The following is a 17168-nucleotide window of genomic DNA, read 5'->3' as shown; positions in this document are numbered from 1 at the left end:
TTTTAAACACATAGAATCATAGAATATTGATTGTGTGTATGTGTTGAGAAACAAGTTTCTATGTGTTTAAAATAATTTTAGCGTTAAGCATTTTAATTATTTACTTAGAAAAAAAGCTAGTAAATCTTTTTGTACCTGAGCTGTATTTTCCTGAACTAACCAGTGGCCTGAACCAGCAATTTTAGATTCCGTAACATTTTCTGCTACTAATTTGGAGTGATCTTTAAGGAAAGCTGCAGCGAAATATTCCCCGCCCATAGCTAGTAGTGGCATTTTTAGTTTTTTCTTCATGAAAATTACATTGTCTTTTCCGTCTTGGTCAAATTCACCAAACCATTTAAAAGCAGCCGTTGTTCCGCCCTCAGTAGCATAAGCTCTAATAAATTCTGTAGTTTCCTCTGGAGTGAAAGGATCTTTTACGTGTCCTACAACTGGCCAGAAATTAGTTAAGAATTCTTTTTCTTTTCCTTTTACGATATCTCCAGAAGCTGGCCATGCGAAGAAACCAAACCACCAAGCTGATCCTTTTACATTCGACCAAACAGGCTCAATTCCAGGTAAAAGTGCGTCCATCAAAGCTACTTTGTTTACGCTGTCGCCATATTGTGCCGCGTAAGCGTAAGCCACCATTAGTCCGATGTCATGTCCTGCCAAATTGATTTTTTTATACCCAAGCTGATTCACTAATTCGTGAATATCAGAAGCCATTGTTTTTTTGTCATAACCGCTTTCTGGTTTATCAGATTCGCCAACACCTCTTAAATCGGGAGCGATTACGGTAAAATGTTTAGAAAGTTCTGGCAATAAGCGATTCCACATGTACCAGTTTTGACCGAAACCGTGAACTAAAACTAAAGGATCACCTTGTCCGCCCACAACGTAATGAATTTTAATTCCGTTTACAGTTGCTGTGGCATGTTTAAAATTTGATGGCGGATTTGCCGGAGCGACTTCAGCTGTTTCTGTTGCTGTAGCAGGTTTAGCTTCTGCTGCAGGAGTTTCTTCTGTTTTTTTATTACAGGAAATAATCGTCAATATTAAAAGTCCCAGAACTAAGAGTTGGGTAGTTTTACTTTTAAAGTTAAAAAAAGCGGTGTTTACTAAATTCGTTTTCATAATTTGAAATTTTATAGAATAATTGGTTAATAAATAATTGGTTTTTAATTTTATACGTGTTGTTTTTCTATCCAGTCTTGTATATAAACTGCAATTTCCTGCCAGCCCGGCTGGTTGAGGACAAAATGATTTCGATCTGGAAAAACTTTAAAGTCGGTTACAGAATTTTTGTCGGAGTATTTTTTATAATTGGAATAATTGAGAGATTCTGGAATCGTGTGATCTGTAGATCCTGCAATCAATAAAAGTGGTTTATGAGGAGCATTAAAATCGACTTTTGCTGCTGAAGTTATCGTATCACGAACAATCAACTTAGATTCTGGAATTGCCGATTCGTAATAGGCTTTTTCCTGCCATTCTTCGGGCATTCCGTTTGTAAAAGCATATTGCCACTGACTAAAACTCATCATAAAAGTTGTTTTAGTTGAAGTGAAGAAACCAAGTGGTCCCCAACCGGCTTTTAAAAACGAAAATTTAAAAGTCATAATTCCTTGGGGCGGAACAGAATGTATGGCAATTGCAGCGGCAGCTAAATTACGCTGAAGAAGAATTTGTGCTATCAATCCGCCAATAGAATGGCCGATAAGAATCGGTTTCTCAGGTAATTTTTTGGCGATATTTTCAAAATGTTCAATTAATTGAGTCAAACGCAACCCAGCAATCTGCGGATCCGGATGACGCTTGCGCAATACTTCGGCGGGAGCATCTTTATATGGCCAAGCAGGAGCCAGAGTTTTGAAGCCTTTATTTTCAAAAAAAGCTTTCCACTCATCCCAACATTTATTACTCACAAAAGCGCCGGTAATAAATAGAATTGTAGTAGGGTTTTCAGTTTGCATAATACATTGTTTTAATGTTATGCCAAACGGTATGCTAAAATCGAACCTTTTTAGTTAAGGTGTTGTTTTTTAAGGACTTGTGTTCTTTGTGAAGATTTGCATCAAACTATATTTCGTCGTTAAACGAAGAAAAGGCGACTTTATATCGTTACTTGCTTAATTGTTAGTTAGTATTTTTTTAAATCACATTCTTTCTACTTTTTTAGATTTTGTTTATTTAGGATTTTGGCTAGTGACATGAAAGTTTTTTAGGAATGTTTATTTAGCGCTAAGAAATAAGATGAAAAAAAATAGTAAGAATTATCTAAATATTTTTTTAAAAAATATATAAAAAATATATTTTTGCTTTTGAAAGAAAAAACTGCAATAAAAAATGACCAGCAAAAAGCCAGAAATAACAAAAAATTTAAAAAGAATAGTGCTATTTATCATCACATTAGCACTAACCAATTGCCAGGATAGTGAAAATACAATTCAGCAGCAAAGCAATATCAAGACTGTTAGTTTTAGTGAATTGAAAGCGTTCTTGACCAATTCAACCTATAGTTCATTAGCTAAATCATCTACTGATGAATTAAGCACTCTTGACTTTGATCAGGCAACGCAAGAAATAATAAACGGTAGCGATCAGTTATTGACCGTTATTCCTTTTTCTGAAAATAACGAATTTCAGAATAATCGTCTTTTAGCTGTAAAAATAGACAATGAAATTAAAACGGTTATCTTCAGTATGCAACCCGATGAAGGTTCTAATATTTCTCTTTTTTCTGGAAAGATATTTATTTACTCATCCGAATGGAAATTTCTAAAAGGTTTCAGGGCAAAGGAAGGTGTTATTATCTCGGAACTAGTGAAAATTGCTGCAAGTACAACAGCAAAAACGATTGATGGTGGACAGTTGCAAGATGTAGTTGTTCTTGGAAAACCAAAATTAGTAAATGCTACCGATTGGGACATGATTTGGGGAAGTGGAGGTTCAAGTATGGGTTATTCTCCATCGGGTGGAGCATCGGGAATGTCGTGGGATGCTACAAGTAGTGGTGGTGGTTCGGGTAGTTCAAGTGTAAATGCAGTTGCAGAAACTATTGAAGAACTGATTATTACGGACAGTTTAGATGATTGTCCGAAAAAGGTATTTGAACTGTTGAAAAAAGGAACAAATGCAAGTATTGCAAAAGTATTAAGTGAATTGGGAACCAGTAAGGTTTATAACGTAAAAATAACATCAAGTTCTAAGATCAGCAGACCAGCATCATCTATTCCCTCGGGGACGGCAAACAACTATAACATAATGATAAGTTCGAATTATACCAGCGCAACGAAGTTATTCCGAGCTTCCAATTTATTACATGAAATTGTACATTGCTACTTTTTTAGTCTTGTTGATGAATACACTGCTAAAAATAATCCGGCAATTTTTGATGATTTTCCAGCGCTGTACCAAAAATTTGTTGATAAGAAGTATCCTGGCTCAAAGGATGCAGCACATCATGATGCTATGGCAAAAAGTTATGTAGATGCGATAGGGGCTGCATTACAGGAATTTGACACGGGAAAAGCACTCAAGAAGGGAGATATTCCAGATCAAATCTATACGGATTTAGCTTGGGGAGGTCTACAGGAAGCGCCTATATTTCAAAAAAAGTTCCCAGTAAACAGTGTGGACTACAATAGAATTATTGGCAGATATAATGGCGAGAGTGTTAATTCAACTATTAATGGACAGAAGGCTGTAGGAGAACCATGTAAATAATTAATGCAAGTATCATGAAGAGAATTATCATATTATTTTTAATAGGTTTATCGGTTTATGGCTGTTCTTCTACAAAAGACTTGCTGCCATCTCCTGTAGATACTTATTTAGGCTCAAGGCTTGCTGTCAAGGACACTGTAATTATTATTTCCAATAAAATAAACAGCAATTATGTATTGGATCTTTTTAAGGAAAGATCACTGGTTTCGATAAACAACAACACTCTTGATAACAGTATTATATCAAATGATCCATCATATGTTGAGGAATACTGGAATCTTATGAATAAAAGATATCGGAACTATAAAACAGATGAGACTTGGGTGCAAACCAGTTTTTGGACACAGGACGATTTTAAAAACCCTCAGATTAAATTTATGAAGGAGAAGGATTTCCCAAAACCTACAGCATACAATGAATTTATGAGCGAAAAGAGTTCCGAGGTGACTGTATTCGCATTCTCTGATCCTGTCTTTTATCAAAACAAACAATATGCTCTGTTTGCGAAATCAGAAACCACGACTAAAAAACAGTTTATTAAACCTATTTCCATAGTAATTATGAAAGCGGAAAAAGGTAAATGGATATATGTCAAAGAAATAAACGATGGAAATTATTATTGATAAGGAGAATTTTATACAGATCAGATTAAAAAGAATAGTTTTTAGATTGATAAAAAAATTGTTCAAACTCGATCAATAACAATTAAAAATGACTTCTCTTAATTCCCAGCTTCTGCATTCTTGAAGCCAATGTAGTAGGAGGCAAGCCCAATATTTCTGACGCTCCGCCAGCGCCTCTGATTCTTCCATTGCATTTTTCTAGTACATTGATAATGTGTTCTCTTTCGTTTTCCTGAATGGTCTTAAAAAACCATTCGTTGGAGTTATTGGTAATCCTATTTTCTTCAAAAGAAGGAAGCGGAATATGTTCAATCGTATCGGTTTTTGCTAAAAGAATGCTTCTTTCGATAAGATTTTCAAGTTCACGAATATTTCCAGGCCATTGATATGATAAAAGACTTTTTAAGGCATCTTCGGCAATTTCCGTTACATTTTTTCCCGTTTTAGAGCTATAAACAGCAATAAAGTGACGCGCTAGTAGTCCGATATCTTCTTTACGCTCTCTTAAAGGTGGTAATTGAATTGGAAAAACGTTAAGTCTATAATACAAATCGAGTCTAAAACGACCTTCTGCGACCTCTTTTTCTAGTTTGCAGTTTGTCGCGGCAATGATTCTCACATTTACTTTGATTGGAAGATTTCCTCCAACACGTTCAATTTCTTTTTCCTGAATGGCGCGAAGTAATTTTGCCTGCATTTCCAGAGGCATATCACCAATTTCGTCCAGGAAAAGAGTTCCGTTGTTGGCTTGTTCAAATTTACCAATTCGTTTTTCTGTGGCGCCTGTAAACGAACCTTTTTCGTGTCCAAACAACTCAGATTCGATAAGACTTGGAGGTAATGCCGAGCAGTTAATTTTTACAAACGGCTGATCTTTTCGATCCGACAATTGCTGAATGCTATTGGCAATACTTTCTTTTCCTGTACCACTTTCTCCAGTAATCAGAACGGTTGTATCGGCAGGAGCGACTTGCAAAATATGGTCAAATAATTTTAATAAAGCGGGACTTTTACCAACAATCGATTCAAAGCCAGAAAATTTTGTATTTTTTCCGTTATTAGATTTTGCAGCTGTATTCGTTTTAGTATCTAATTTTTTATCAGCATTAACTAAATTTTGAATAGCATAAATCAAAGGTTCCTGAAGTCTTTCACACAAGGTAATATGGTTTTTGTTGTAATTATCAGCTTGTCTGCTAAAAAAAGACAAATAGAGACCACCATTTTCATATAAGGTTAAAGGAACTGGCAACATCAGATTCGATTTCATATTCATCGAATTAGCAATCATTTTTTTGATCGGTGTTTTATCACAAATTTTAATAAAATCCTGACCGTTATAAAAAGTAGCTTCTTTTTCTACTTTGCTTCTGTTTCTTAATTCGTTAATTTCAGATTCTTTTAAAGCGGTAATATTTTGTAATTCTTCGACTCCAATTTTCTGATATTCATGCAAACCTGTTCTGGCATAACCAAGAACTCTGTTGGTCAGTTTGTTGTCCATGTAAAACACAGCCATAACCAGATCGAAAGAAATGAGCGATTGTAAAGAAGTAATAATATTCAAGACTCTGTCATCCCAATTACCGCTTTTTTTAACGATTGTTTTCAGTTGTTTTTGAAACAAAAGTTCTTTTCTAATAGAAGATTCAATACCGTGCTCCTGATGGTATCTGGCAATTTCGATGGTAACCAATAAATCCTGTTCTCTAAAAGGCTTCACTAAAAAACCGTACGGATGCGTTAATTTGGCTTTATTAAGCACTTGTTCATTAGAATTGGCAGAAAGATAAATAAAAGGAATGTTGTCTTCTTTTAATATTTCGGCAAGATCGATTCCGGTTTCTTTTCCCGAAAGGAAAATATCCAATAAAACCAGTTCTGGTCTTTCTTGTGCAATATAATATTTGGCATCTGGAACAGAACGCGCCATTCCCGTAACAGTATGACCGGCTTTTTTGAGCATCAGCCGCAAATGATTTGCTTCTACAAATTGATCTTCAACTATCAGAATTTTTAATGATTTTGACATTTTGTGCAATTAAATTAATTGAGATTATTTTCGATGAAAGTAAATTCCAAAGTTATTTTGGTTCCATTTACATTCGTAATTAAAAACTTTCCTTCTATATCGGCAGATAAGCCGTGCATTAATTTTACACCTAATGAAGGATTGTTATAAGGATCAAAATCGGGTGGAAGTCCAACACCGTTATCATGAATGATTAGTTTGTATTTTTGATTTTCAGCTGTTTTAAGCGAAATAGTGATAATTCCTTTTGCATCATTTGGGAAAGCATATTTTATGGCATTGGTAACAGCTTCATTGAAAATTAACCCAATCGGAATAGAATGCGATAGCGGTAGATTAAAACTGTCAATATCGAGTACGAAGCGAATTCTATTTCTGATTTCGAAAGAATCCTTTAAATATTCGGTCAATTCAAAAATATAGGAAGGCATATCAATAAGCGATAAACTTTCAGACTGATACAACTTTTGATGAATCAAGGACATAGATTGGATTCTGTTCTGGCTGTTGTTAATAGCCTGAACAGCTTCTTCATTTTTTAAAAATTCAACCTGACTTGCCAATAAACCAACAACCATATGCAGATTGTTTTTTACTCGATGATGAATTTCACGAAGCAGCCATTCTTTTTCGATTACTAGATTTTGAAGTGCATTGTTTTTTTTATTGATTTCATTTTGCTGCATTTCAAGCATCTTATTTATTTTTTTCTTGAAAATAAAACTTTTATAAAGCAGTGCCAGAATAATAAGTAACAGCACTACAAATGTGATCATTGAATTACGCAAAAACACTTCGTTTTTGAGTTTGCTTTGTTGAAAAAGCGTTTTGTTTTTAAGTTGGATAATATCCTTATTTCTTTTTTCAGCTTCATAAATAATATGAAGTCGGGAAGAAATAGGTAAAATAGAGGTTTCATCCAGATTGGCAGCTTTATAATAAAAGAGAGCTTTTTTTAGAAAGTCCAAAGCATTTTTAAAATCGGATTGAGAAAAATACAGTTCACTAATTTGGCTGTAGCAGTCGCCAATTCTTTTGTTGTTTTTTGTTTTTTCGAATAAAGATGCGGCTTTAAAAATTGGTGACAATTTTTCGTTTATTGGCGCTCCAGTTCTCATTTTTGCCGACCAGATCATGACCCAAGATTCTGCCAGATCATCGATCTGATCGGTTCCTGTCAATGCGGTGATGGCTCTTCTGGCGCAGATTTCGATCATCGGATTATTATCTTTCAGCTGATAAACCATGGAAAGCTGTAGATAAGATTTACCAACATAAATATTAGAATGCAAAATCTCGCTTATTCTAAGGGCATCGTGACCATATTTACAAGCCTTTTCTAATGTGGTCGGATTCTCATAGGAGATCTCGTACCAGTTGCTTACCTTTAATAGAATTTTGATTTTATCGATGTTTTCCGGTAATGATGCCAATGTCTGCTCTGCTTTTTTGACCTCTTGAGCGGTATAAGGAGTATCATCATCACTATTTTTTTTAGGAATAGACAGGCTTTTTTCTACCGTCTCAATCTGATCTTTATTTTTAAAGGAGACGAAAGCATTTAAGTCTCCAATTGTAAATAATACAAGGAGAAACAAAATGATCTTTGTTTGCTTAGAAAACATTTTTTGGTATGGTTAAACTGGCAATACGAAGGTATTGATAATTATGCATCTAACTTTAAAATAAAGCAAAATTGATTGCCAACGATATATCGTTGGTATATTTTATTGTTTGAAATATATAAAAAATGCTAACCGTTTGAGGTTAGCATTATTATGAGTGAAATTTTAAAAGTTATAAAGCTTCATACCAGTTCAAAATATAATCTGCTACACTTTCCCAACCTGGTTCTCCGCAAATAAAATGACTTTTTCCGTCGAATATTTTAAGGTCGACACGGCCAGCATTGGCTCTATATTTTCGAGCGATTGTTTCTGTCAGATTAGGAGGAAAGATATGATCGTTGCCACCGCCAATAAAAAGAATCGGTTCGTGAGGCTTTTTGAAATTAATGTTAGAAAAAGAATTTAGAACTAATTCACGACTGACTTTATAACTTTCTGGAACTGCAAATTTTTCAAAGGCAATTTTTTTCTGTGTTTCAGGAATAGTATTGAAAAAGGCATAGTCGTACCATTCGCGACTTCCCATAAAATATTTTTTAGAAGAAAAGAAACCAAAAGCAGGCAATACCGTTTTTAAAGTCTGAAATGGCGGAAAAACATTTTTCGGCGGAGCGCCATCAATACTTACTCCTGCAGCTGCTTTTCCTAATTCTACCAATTTTAAAGCAGCCATACCCGCCATCGAATGACCAATTACCAAAGGTTTTTCAGGTAAAGAATCAATTAGCTTGGCAATATTATGAACAATAGCTATAAATCCGGTTGTAGTTAGTTCTGGATGCACTTTTGCTCTTAAATCAGCTGGATTTCCGTCGTGTCCGGGATTTGCCGGAGCGTAAACAGTATATCCTTTTCTTTCATAGTACTCTTTCCATTCTGCCCAAGTTTTTTCGTTGACAAAATTTCCATGAATGAGCACAATATTTTTTGATTTTGACATGTTTTTTTTATTTGATTAATGTTAGAATTTCTTTGAAGATGTCTCGTCTAGAATCTTTTACAAGTTCATAAAGACACATTTCAAGACTAGTTAAATAGGCTCCTTTATTCTGAAGTTTTTGCAAAGCAATAGCAACACTTTCTTTTGCTCTTGAAGAAACACAATCCGCTACAATTTCAACGTCGAAATTATTTAACAAAAGTCCCATAACGGTTTGATAAACACAAATATGAGCTTCTATACCGCATATTAACCATTGTTTCCTCCCAGAATCTAAAACTGTTTGTTTGAAAGTTTCATCATCAAAAGCATTAAAAGAATATTTTTCTATTGGTTTTTGATGCACTAATAACTTTTCCAGTTCCGGTATTGTCGAACCAAGACCTTTCGGATTTTGTTCTGCCCAAATTATCGGAATTGAAAGTATTTGACAGCCTCGAATTAATTTTTCCAAATTTGTGGCTAATTTTTCGCTTTCATTTACAATCCGAGCCAATTTGCCTTGAACGTCAATTAGAATTAATCCAGTATTTTCTTGTATTAACATAGTTCTAAATTTGAAATTAAATTTACAAATTTATTTTTGTAAAATACTGTTTGTTAGTGTGTTGTGTTCTTTTGTCTTTCAAAGAATGAGAATTATTTCAAATATTTTTTAAGTTCCGCAGCAGCCTGAAGAAACAACGCTTTAGTTTGCGGAATTTCAGCAAGACCATTCAATAACCCAAAATCGTGAATGACATCATTGTATCGAACTGTTGTTACCACAACTCCCGCATCGCTTAATTTTCGTCCGTACGCTTCTCCTTCGTCTCTTAAAATATCATTTTCAGCGACTTGAATTAAAGTAGGAGGTAAACCTTTCAATTGAGATAAACTGGCTTGTAACGGAGAAGCATAAATTTCTTTTCTTTTAGATGGATCAACGTATTGATTCCACATCCATTGCATTAAAGTATCAGTAAGGAAACGTTGTTTACCGTACTTTTTATACGATTCTGTTTCAAAATTGGCATCGGTTACAGGCCAAAATAAAATCTGGACTTTATACAATGGAGTTCCTTTTTCTTTCGCCATTAAAGCGCTTGCCGTTGCCAGATTTCCGCCGGCACTGTTTCCTACAATTCCTAGTTTGCTTCCGTCTACATTGATTTCGTTTCCATGTGCTGCAATCCATTTTGCGGCAGCATAAACCTCATTTACAGGTTGCGGATATTTGGTTTCTGGAGCTAAAGAATAATTAACAAAAACACCAACATAACCTGTAAGTACAGTTAAATCGCGAACCATGCGTTTGTGTGTTGGATAATCTCCTAAAACCCAACCACCGCCGTGAATGAACATAAAAACAGGCAGTTTTCCTTTTGCACCTGCCGGACGAACAATATTGAGTATAATTTTATAACCGTCTGCTGTGATTTCTTTTTCAGATTCCTCAATTCCTGATAAATCTACTTTAAAAGCATTTTGAGCACCAACCAAGACGTTGCGTGCATCTGCAACGGGAAGTGATTCTAATGGAGCTCCACCAGCATTTAGTGGTTTCAAAAATGCTTTAACAGCCGGAGTCAAATGTGGATCTGTGGCGTAGTCTGCCTGTGCGTAACTTTTCATTGTCATATTGGTTAGAATTATATAAGGAATCAGGATCATTTTTAAGAAAGTTGATTTTTTCATGATGTTTAAACTTTAGGATTAATTACTTTACAGAATAGGGTAATGAAAGATTACCACTCGCGACTGTATAAACTTTGTAAACGCCAAGCATTGGTTTTGAACCTTCAGCATCATGCGAACCTCCTGCACCAGTGCTAACCTCCATATAACAGCTAACAGCATCAAACTTAAAATTGGTTTTATTGTTGATTCTAAAATCGGGTACAATTACTTTTATGGAGTTTCCTTTGGCGACGATATTAAAACCAGGGCTGTCCATATACATTGCCATTCCTGGATTTGTTGGTGGTAAAACTACTTTTGGATCACCTTTCGTAAATTCTTTCACAGAAAGTCCGCCCGCTACACGTTGGTCTTCAACTAATAAAACCCAGTGGGCATGCCAGATTAAACCGTCATTTAGATAGTTTCCATCTAGATTTTCATCCCAAAGTGGAGTGTCTTCAAAATCAGGGTGAGAAGTTAGGGCCAATGCCACAATTCCTTCGGCTTGACCGAAACCAATATCAGAAGATTTTAAGGTTGTTGGAAAAACATAAGCTAAAACGGGAGCACCATTTAACTGTCCGACTGGTTTGGGCATTGTTTTTCCGGCTGTTCCTTCTACTTTTATATCCCACACCGTTAAGCCCAAATCTGCTTTATGCGTAATTGAGGCAGACTTTATTTTAAAATCGGAATTGTTGTAAGTACTGCATTTATCGCAAGCTTTTATGATACTGTAGTTTAAGAATAAAAGTACTGATAATACTATTGACTTTTTCATAAAAAAAATGGTTTTAAAGATTAGTATTTCTTTAAAACCAATTTATATGCCATGCCAAAAAAGCACCTGTTTATAGTGTTTTTAGCGTTTTTTATGCATTTAAAAGTGCTATATTTCGCTAAATGGATTTAGATTAGTGAGATTTCGCCATTTCGATTATCTTCTTTTTTCGCTGATTGGAAATTCTTTAGAAAATTCAATTTTCAAGATGGTTCCGTCTTTATTTTCCATTGAAAAAGTAGCATCTAAGTCGTCGCTTAAACCTTTGATCAGGCTTAAGCCAAACGAATTGATTTTCTTGGCACTAATATCAGTATCAAACCCAACTCCATTATCAGCAATTGTCAATAGATATTTGTATTCAGAAGTTGCTTGTAGAGTCACGTAAATCATTCCGGTTCTATCTTCCGGAAAAGCGTATTTAATTGAATTGGTAATCGATTCATTTAAAATAAGTCCAAGTGGAACAGCCTGCGCAACGTCCAATTCTAACGGATCAATTTTTAAGTCAAAACGAATTCTTTGACCAAGTGAGAAAGATTCTCTTAAATATTCCACCAATTCTTTGATATAATTGGGCATATTGATTGTCGAAATATTTTCTGAATTGTATAATTTCTGATGAATCAGTGACATAGAATGAATGCGATGCTGACTGTTTTTAATGGCCGACAATGCCATGTCATTTTCCAAATAAGCCGATTGCGAATTTAAAAGACTAATAACGGTCTGAAGATTGTTTTTTACACGATGATGAATCTCTTTTAAAAGCCATTCTTTTTCATCCAGTAAATGTCTAAGATTGATATTCTTTTGATTGATTTCTTTTTCTTTTAGTTCTAGTTCAGCATTGTTTTTTTGTTTTAAACGGTATCTGTTGTACAACAAAGCAATTGTAATTAGCAATAAAACCAAACTCCAAATAGAAACGGTATTCAATAATTTTGATTTTTTTAAAGCACTTTCCTTTAAACCAGATTCGTGGTTTAAAAGTTTGATTTTTTGCTCTTTGTTTACGGTTTCATATTGAATTTGAAGTTCTTCGATTTGTTTGTTTTTAGCATAATTCATCAAAGAGTCACTTAACTTCTTATACAATTTATGATGTGCTAAAGCAGATTTAAAATCGCCCTTTAAAGAATCCATTTTATATAAAGATACCTGTAGCGCTTCAGAATTGTATACTTTATTATACTTTTTTGAAAGTGCTTCTATTTTATCGACATATAATTTTGTCTTTGCCAGATTTTTGCGATTACCATAAAACAAAGCGATAGAAGCGTATGTGTTACAGACATCACGATACGTGATAGGAGAATCCAAAGCATCTGCAGCAATTCCTGATTTAACGAAATAGTTCTCCGCATTTCCATAATTTTTTAGTCTCCAGTAACAATTCGCGTAAGCAAAATTAATTAGCATTAAATCTAATGTATTAGAAGGTGCATATTTACTGGTAACAGTGTTCATGTAGGCAATGGCTTCTTTATTTTTTCCTTTCATCGACAATGCTGCTGCAGCTGTTATAAAGCTTTTGTACCAACTACCGCTGTTATAAGTATCTTGTCCATGTTTTATACTTTTTTCGGCCATTTTTGATGCCTCGTCAAGATGTCCCATTTGGAGATACACTAACCCTAATCGCATATAAAAAATATCTGCAAAAGTATAATCTTTAGTGTTTTCCATGGTTTCTACACTTTTTAAAGCATAGTAAAACGCACTTTTCATATTAAATTGAACACCTTCTACATAAGAAATCGTGGTTTCGCCATATTGCTGCTGTCTAAAACCAATTTTACGCATGGCAGCAATATTTTGATACAGAATTTTTTTAGCATCGTTTATTTTTCCATGCCAGAAGTAAATTGTGCCTATTTTCATTTTGGCTTCAATCCTTTTTTCTTCCATGCCGAGCGCTGCGTATAAAGATTCTGCTTCTTTGAGGATTTTTTCTTTTTCAGGATCTAAATCATACTGGTAACTCGCCTGATTCAGCAAAGCATAAGCGAGTGCCGCTTTATCATCTTGTTTTCTGCATTGTGCCACAACTTGTGAAAAACAGTTTTTACTTTCTGGATACTTATTGATTTGAAAATTAAACTTCCCTAAAAGCATTAAACTTTCATCCTGCCACTTTTTGATTTTTAACTGATTGCTGATTTTTATTGCTTCCTGGATATAAAAATCAGCATTTTTTAAATCATCAGGTTTGGCAAAAGATTTGAATAAATAATGATTTGCTAACTGAAAAGCCAATTTCAATTTATTCAAATCTTTTGATTTTGCAAAAAGTTGTTTCGCAGCCTCAATATTTCCTTTTTCTATTAAATCACTTCCAATTAAATAAGATCCGTCATTAAAACCTTCGTCGTAAGCTAAAGAAACGGGAAGTTTATAAGCTTTGCAGGTTAAAACTACAGAACTGTCAGCATCGATTTGTCCTTGATTGGAATTGTATAAATAAGTAGAACAGGTCTGAATTAATAAACGTTTCTTCTTTAAATCATAATTTGCAGTCGCAGGATGATTTTGTGCTTCAGAATTAAGTACAATAAAGAATAGCAGACAAAAAGAGTAAAATAATTTCATTGGTTATTAAAATTAAATTTTAGTAAGTTTTGGATGAACAAATATAAAAACAAACAATTTTGATTCGTTGATAAATTAATATGAAAATTAATATTAAATGTGATTTTTATTTAGCTATTTTTGAAAAATGATAATTTTAAATATTATAATTAACTATTTTTGTATCAATAAATTAAGTGCAATATAAGATAAAAATTACTCACTTATGAAAAACTCTGCCGATAACGGATATGATGTTGCCCCTCCAGTTTTGAAGAAACGAATTTTAATTGTAGAAGATCAGTTTATTGAAGCGCACGATTTGCAGTTAATTCTCGAAAAAGCGAATTATGAAGTAACAGGAATTGCACGTTCGGTAGAGCAAGCATTGGAACAGATTGAGATCGAAAAGCCAGATTTGGTCTTCCTCGATATCATGCTGAGAGGCACGCGAAACGGAATTGAACTCGCGCATTATCTTAAAGAAAAATATATTGGTTTTATATTTATTTCGGCAAACTCAAGTAAAAGTATTTTAGATCAAGCCAAAACGACTCATCCTTATGGGTTTATCGTGAAACCATTTCGAGATCAGGATGTTTTAACAACCTTGGAAATTGCATTTTACCGTCAGCAATACAGTTTAGAATCGCAGCTGATACAGCAATTTCAGCTTCAAAAAGAAATTACAGAAATCATCAATTCTAATTTAAAAACGGATGAGGCATTACTGGCATTTGCCAAAACAATTCAGACTTATATTCCGTTTGATTATTTGGAAGTTGGTTTTGCAACGTCAACTCATTACGACAAAATTGGAATTATCCGTAAAAAGATAGATTTGTATCAAATTATTGATTCTAAAAAGCTTTCTCAAATTGCGGTAGTTTCTGAAAAAGAACTGAATGAAACCTACAGAAAATCGAAACTGGATAAAGAACCTGTTATTTACAGTGAGGAATCCTTAATCAAGAATCTTCAGGAGTCACCAATAAAAGCTTTAATTACGCATAACTTTGGTATAAAATCTTATCTGGTTTTTCCGATTTCTGTAGCAACGATTCAGAGCTATCATTTTACTTTTTATAATCGAAATCTAAATGTTTATTCTCAGGAAAATTTAAAATTAGTTCGTTCACTCGAGCATATTTTTTCTCAGTTTATCAATAAAATTTATTCCAAACAAGATGTTAGTTTACCCGTTGAGAAAGTAGAAATTAAAAGTAAAAAAACAGTAAGTAATACAGAAGATTTCGAAGGAATTATCGGTAACAGTTCGCAAATGATTTCGGTCTTCAATTATATCCGAAAAGTGGCGCCATCAGACACTTCTGTTTTGGTTTTAGGAGAAAGCGGAACAGGAAAAGAAAAAATCGCCCAAAGCATTCATGCTTTATCACCAAGAAAAGACAAACCTTTGGTAATCATAAATTGCGGAGCTATTCCTGAAAATCTGGCGGAATCTTTACTTTTTGGTCATGAAAAAGGCGCTTTTACAGGAGCAATGGACAGAAGAATCGGTAAGTTTGAACTCGCAGATGGTGGCACTATTTTTTTAGATGAAATTGGAGAAATGTCGCTGGAACTTCAAGTAAAGTTATTGCGTGTTTTACAGGAAAGAGAAATTGAACGCGTCGGCGGAATGTCGTCTTTAAAAATAGATGTTAGAATTATTGCCGCTACGAACAAAAATCTCGAAGAAGAAGTGGCTGCAGGAAGATTTAGAATGGACTTGTATTATCGTTTGCACGTTTTCCCAATTATGGTTCCGTCATTAAAAAAACGAAAAGAAGATATTCCGGATCTAGCGCATCATTTTATAAAGGTGTACAGTGAAAAAATGGGCAGAAAAGCACCAAATCTTTCTGATTTTGCTTTACAGCAAATTATGAATTACAATTGGCCTGGAAATATAAGAGAACTTGAACATGTCATGCAACGTGCTATTTTGCTGACCGACGGCAACACTATCAAAGAAATAGAGCTTTCGATGTCTTCCAAAATGCATCCGGAGCAGGTTTCCGAGTCCTTTTCAATCAAAACAATTTTGGAAAACGAAAGAGATTATATACTTTATATCCTAAAAAAATGCAACGGAAAAATCTCAGGAGCAGGTGGTGCAGCTGAGATTTTAGATATTCATCCTTCTACATTGAATTCTAAAATTAAAAAGCTCGAAATCAAAAGAGAGATCAGTTAACCTATTTTGTCTAGACAATTTGCAATAAAATCGGCAATACATTCCCAGTTGTATTGCTTTAAAACCAAATGATTGTTGTCTCGAAATTCTTTGTAACACGTTATAGAATGAACATTTTTATATTTTTTAAAGTTAGAATATTGAATGTCGGCCGATACAAAATGATCTTCTGAGCCAGATAAAAATAAAAGTGGAGCATGTTTTTTCTTAAAATTGATTTTAGCAGCAGCAGAAAAAATATCACGAATAACTAATTGCGATTCTGGAATTACAAAGAGTTCATAAGTCTCTTTTTGACTTTCAAAACACATTTGATTGGTAAAACAATCCTGCCATTTTTTAAAAGGTAGTAAAGTGATTTTTTTTCTAGCATTAAAGTAGCCAAAAGTGTTTAAAATCTTTCTGTAGAAAGAAAAATTAAAATAAACGAGGTTGGCAGGCGGAATTGAATGTATACAAATTCCAGCATGTGCGAGATCTTTTTGAAGCAATAACTGCGTTAGAAGACCTCCATAAGAATGTCCGATAAGAATAGGTTTTTCGGGAAGTTTTTGGATAATTTCAGTATAATAATCCAATAAATGAGTTAGCCGTATGGTGGCGATTTTTGGATTGGGTTGCTGTCGCAAAGTTTCAGTTGTTTCATTTTTATAGGGCCAGGGCGGTGCTACAGTTTTATATCCTTTATTTTCGAAAAAAACAATCCATTCGTCCCAGCAAGAATGACTCATAAATGCCCCTGTAATAAATATAATCGTTTTATTATTAGATAAATACATACTATTTCATCTTTAAGATTATTTTTCAGAAAAGCGGAAGTGGTTAGAAAAGTAAAAACAAAAGGAATGCCCTTTTTGTAATGTATTGATTATAAAAGCATTCTTTTACTTAAAGATTTTATAATTATTAAATATCGTTAAAAACAAGTTCTAATTATTGAAATATCATAATCTAGAACAAAGATTAAAGGAGAAATGCTTTGTTTTTCAGTGTTTTATGTTTTGGTTTAATCTTTGTCTCCCT

13 protein-coding genes are annotated in these 17168 nt (G+C 34.0%); 3 read left to right on the top strand and 10 right to left on the bottom strand.

Annotated elements, in window-relative coordinates; all coding sequences use genetic code 11:
• Nucleotides 1–96: 96 nt before the first annotated feature.
• Together K6T82_RS11825 and K6T82_RS11820 are read right to left on the bottom strand one after the other, a co-directional pair.
• Nucleotides 97–1116: an alpha/beta fold hydrolase gene (locus tag K6T82_RS11825; protein ID WP_223706077.1), complete on the bottom strand. Its 1020-nt coding sequence runs from the start codon at nt 1114–1116 to the stop codon at nt 97–99.
• A 50-nt stretch (nt 1117–1166) separates the two neighbouring features.
• Nucleotides 1167–1955, bottom strand: coding sequence for an alpha/beta hydrolase (locus K6T82_RS11820; RefSeq protein WP_223706076.1), 789 nt, complete (start codon nt 1953–1955; stop codon nt 1167–1169).
• A 373-nt stretch (nt 1956–2328) separates the two neighbouring features.
• Here K6T82_RS11820 and K6T82_RS11815 point away from each other — a divergent pair, with 373 nt between their 5' ends.
• Both K6T82_RS11815 and K6T82_RS11810 read left to right on the top strand, forming a co-directional pair.
• On the top strand, nt 2329–3708 hold the full coding sequence (locus K6T82_RS11815) for a hypothetical protein (RefSeq protein ID WP_223706075.1): 1380 nt from the start codon (nt 2329–2331) through the stop codon (nt 3706–3708).
• A 14-nt stretch (nt 3709–3722) separates the two neighbouring features.
• On the top strand, nt 3723–4331 hold the full coding sequence (locus K6T82_RS11810; protein WP_223706074.1) for a hypothetical protein: 609 nt from the start codon (nt 3723–3725) through the stop codon (nt 4329–4331).
• Nucleotides 4332–4413: 82 nt separating this feature from the next.
• Here K6T82_RS11810 and K6T82_RS11805 read toward each other — a convergent pair whose 3' ends face one another.
• From K6T82_RS11805 to K6T82_RS11775, 7 genes are all read right to left on the bottom strand, one after another.
• A complete protein-coding gene (locus tag K6T82_RS11805) occupies nt 4414–6363 on the bottom strand; it encodes a sigma 54-interacting response regulator (RefSeq protein WP_223706073.1) in 1950 nt (649 codons plus the stop codon).
• A gap of 14 nt (nt 6364–6377) precedes the next feature.
• On the bottom strand, nt 6378–7988 hold the full coding sequence (locus K6T82_RS11800; RefSeq protein ID WP_223706072.1) for a sensor histidine kinase: 1611 nt from the start codon (nt 7986–7988) through the stop codon (nt 6378–6380).
• 172 nt (nt 7989–8160) lie between these two features.
• On the bottom strand, nt 8161–8931 hold the full coding sequence (locus tag K6T82_RS11795) for an alpha/beta hydrolase (protein ID WP_223706071.1): 771 nt from the start codon (nt 8929–8931) through the stop codon (nt 8161–8163).
• A 7-nt stretch (nt 8932–8938) separates the two neighbouring features.
• Nucleotides 8939–9478 carry a hydrolase gene (locus K6T82_RS11790; protein WP_223706070.1) on the bottom strand — a complete coding sequence of 180 codons (540 nt, stop codon included), beginning with the start codon at nt 9476–9478 and terminating at the stop codon, nt 8939–8941.
• 92 nt (nt 9479–9570) lie between these two features.
• Complete coding sequence (locus tag K6T82_RS11785) at nt 9571–10608, bottom strand: alpha/beta hydrolase (RefSeq protein WP_223706069.1); 1038 nt, start codon at nt 10606–10608, stop codon at nt 9571–9573.
• A gap of 22 nt (nt 10609–10630) precedes the next feature.
• Entirely contained in the window at nt 10631–11374 is a 744-nt protein-coding gene (locus tag K6T82_RS11780; protein WP_223706068.1) for a hypothetical protein, read from the bottom strand.
• A gap of 156 nt (nt 11375–11530) precedes the next feature.
• The gene (locus K6T82_RS11775) at nt 11531–13966 is read right to left on the bottom strand and encodes a sensor histidine kinase (RefSeq protein ID WP_223706067.1); all 2436 of its coding nucleotides are present in this window, start codon (nt 13964–13966) and stop codon (nt 11531–11533) included.
• Between the two features lie 205 nt (nt 13967–14171).
• Between K6T82_RS11775 and K6T82_RS11770 the strand changes: the two genes are divergently transcribed.
• Nucleotides 14172–16145 (top strand): sigma 54-interacting transcriptional regulator, encoded by a 1974-nt coding sequence (locus K6T82_RS11770; protein ID WP_223706066.1) that lies wholly within the window; start codon nt 14172–14174, stop codon nt 16143–16145.
• Here K6T82_RS11770 and K6T82_RS11765 read toward each other — a convergent pair.
• Nucleotides 16142–16924, bottom strand: a complete 783-nt coding sequence (locus K6T82_RS11765; protein ID WP_223706065.1) for an alpha/beta fold hydrolase — start codon at nt 16922–16924, stop codon at nt 16142–16144. The genes K6T82_RS11770 and K6T82_RS11765 overlap by 4 nt on opposite strands.
• Between the last annotated feature and the right edge of the window lie 244 nt (nt 16925–17168).

Origin of the sequence: Flavobacterium potami (genome assembly GCF_020026915.1) — a bacterium.
Lineage (GTDB): Bacteria > Bacteroidota > Bacteroidia > Flavobacteriales > Flavobacteriaceae > Flavobacterium > Flavobacterium potami.
This window is presented reverse-complemented; position numbering and strand designations above follow the sequence as displayed.

Excerpts from the sequence above, each read along its gene's own strand:
- K6T82_RS11825 (WP_223706077.1), bottom strand. The coding sequence starts at position 1,116 with ATGAAAACGAATTTAGTAAACACCGCTTTTTTTAACTTTAAAAGTAAA.
- K6T82_RS11820 (WP_223706076.1), bottom strand. The coding sequence starts at position 1,955 with ATGCAAACTGAAAACCCTACTACAATTCTATTTATTACCGGCGCTTTT.
- K6T82_RS11815 (WP_223706075.1), top strand. The coding sequence starts at position 2,329 with ATGACCAGCAAAAAGCCAGAAATAACAAAAAATTTAAAAAGAATAGTG.
- K6T82_RS11810 (WP_223706074.1), top strand. The coding sequence starts at position 3,723 with ATGAAGAGAATTATCATATTATTTTTAATAGGTTTATCGGTTTATGGC.
- K6T82_RS11805 (WP_223706073.1), bottom strand. The coding sequence starts at position 6,363 with ATGTCAAAATCATTAAAAATTCTGATAGTTGAAGATCAATTTGTAGAA.
- K6T82_RS11800 (WP_223706072.1), bottom strand. The coding sequence starts at position 7,988 with ATGTTTTCTAAGCAAACAAAGATCATTTTGTTTCTCCTTGTATTATTT.
- K6T82_RS11795 (WP_223706071.1), bottom strand. The coding sequence starts at position 8,931 with ATGTCAAAATCAAAAAATATTGTGCTCATTCATGGAAATTTTGTCAAC.
- K6T82_RS11790 (WP_223706070.1), bottom strand. The coding sequence starts at position 9,478 with ATGTTAATACAAGAAAATACTGGATTAATTCTAATTGACGTTCAAGGC.
- K6T82_RS11785 (WP_223706069.1), bottom strand. The coding sequence starts at position 10,608 with ATGAAAAAATCAACTTTCTTAAAAATGATCCTGATTCCTTATATAATT.
- K6T82_RS11780 (WP_223706068.1), bottom strand. The coding sequence starts at position 11,374 with ATGAAAAAGTCAATAGTATTATCAGTACTTTTATTCTTAAACTACAGT.
- K6T82_RS11775 (WP_223706067.1), bottom strand. The coding sequence starts at position 13,966 with ATGAAATTATTTTACTCTTTTTGTCTGCTATTCTTTATTGTACTTAAT.
- K6T82_RS11770 (WP_223706066.1), top strand. The coding sequence starts at position 14,172 with ATGAAAAACTCTGCCGATAACGGATATGATGTTGCCCCTCCAGTTTTG.
- K6T82_RS11765 (WP_223706065.1), bottom strand. The coding sequence starts at position 16,924 with ATGTATTTATCTAATAATAAAACGATTATATTTATTACAGGGGCATTT.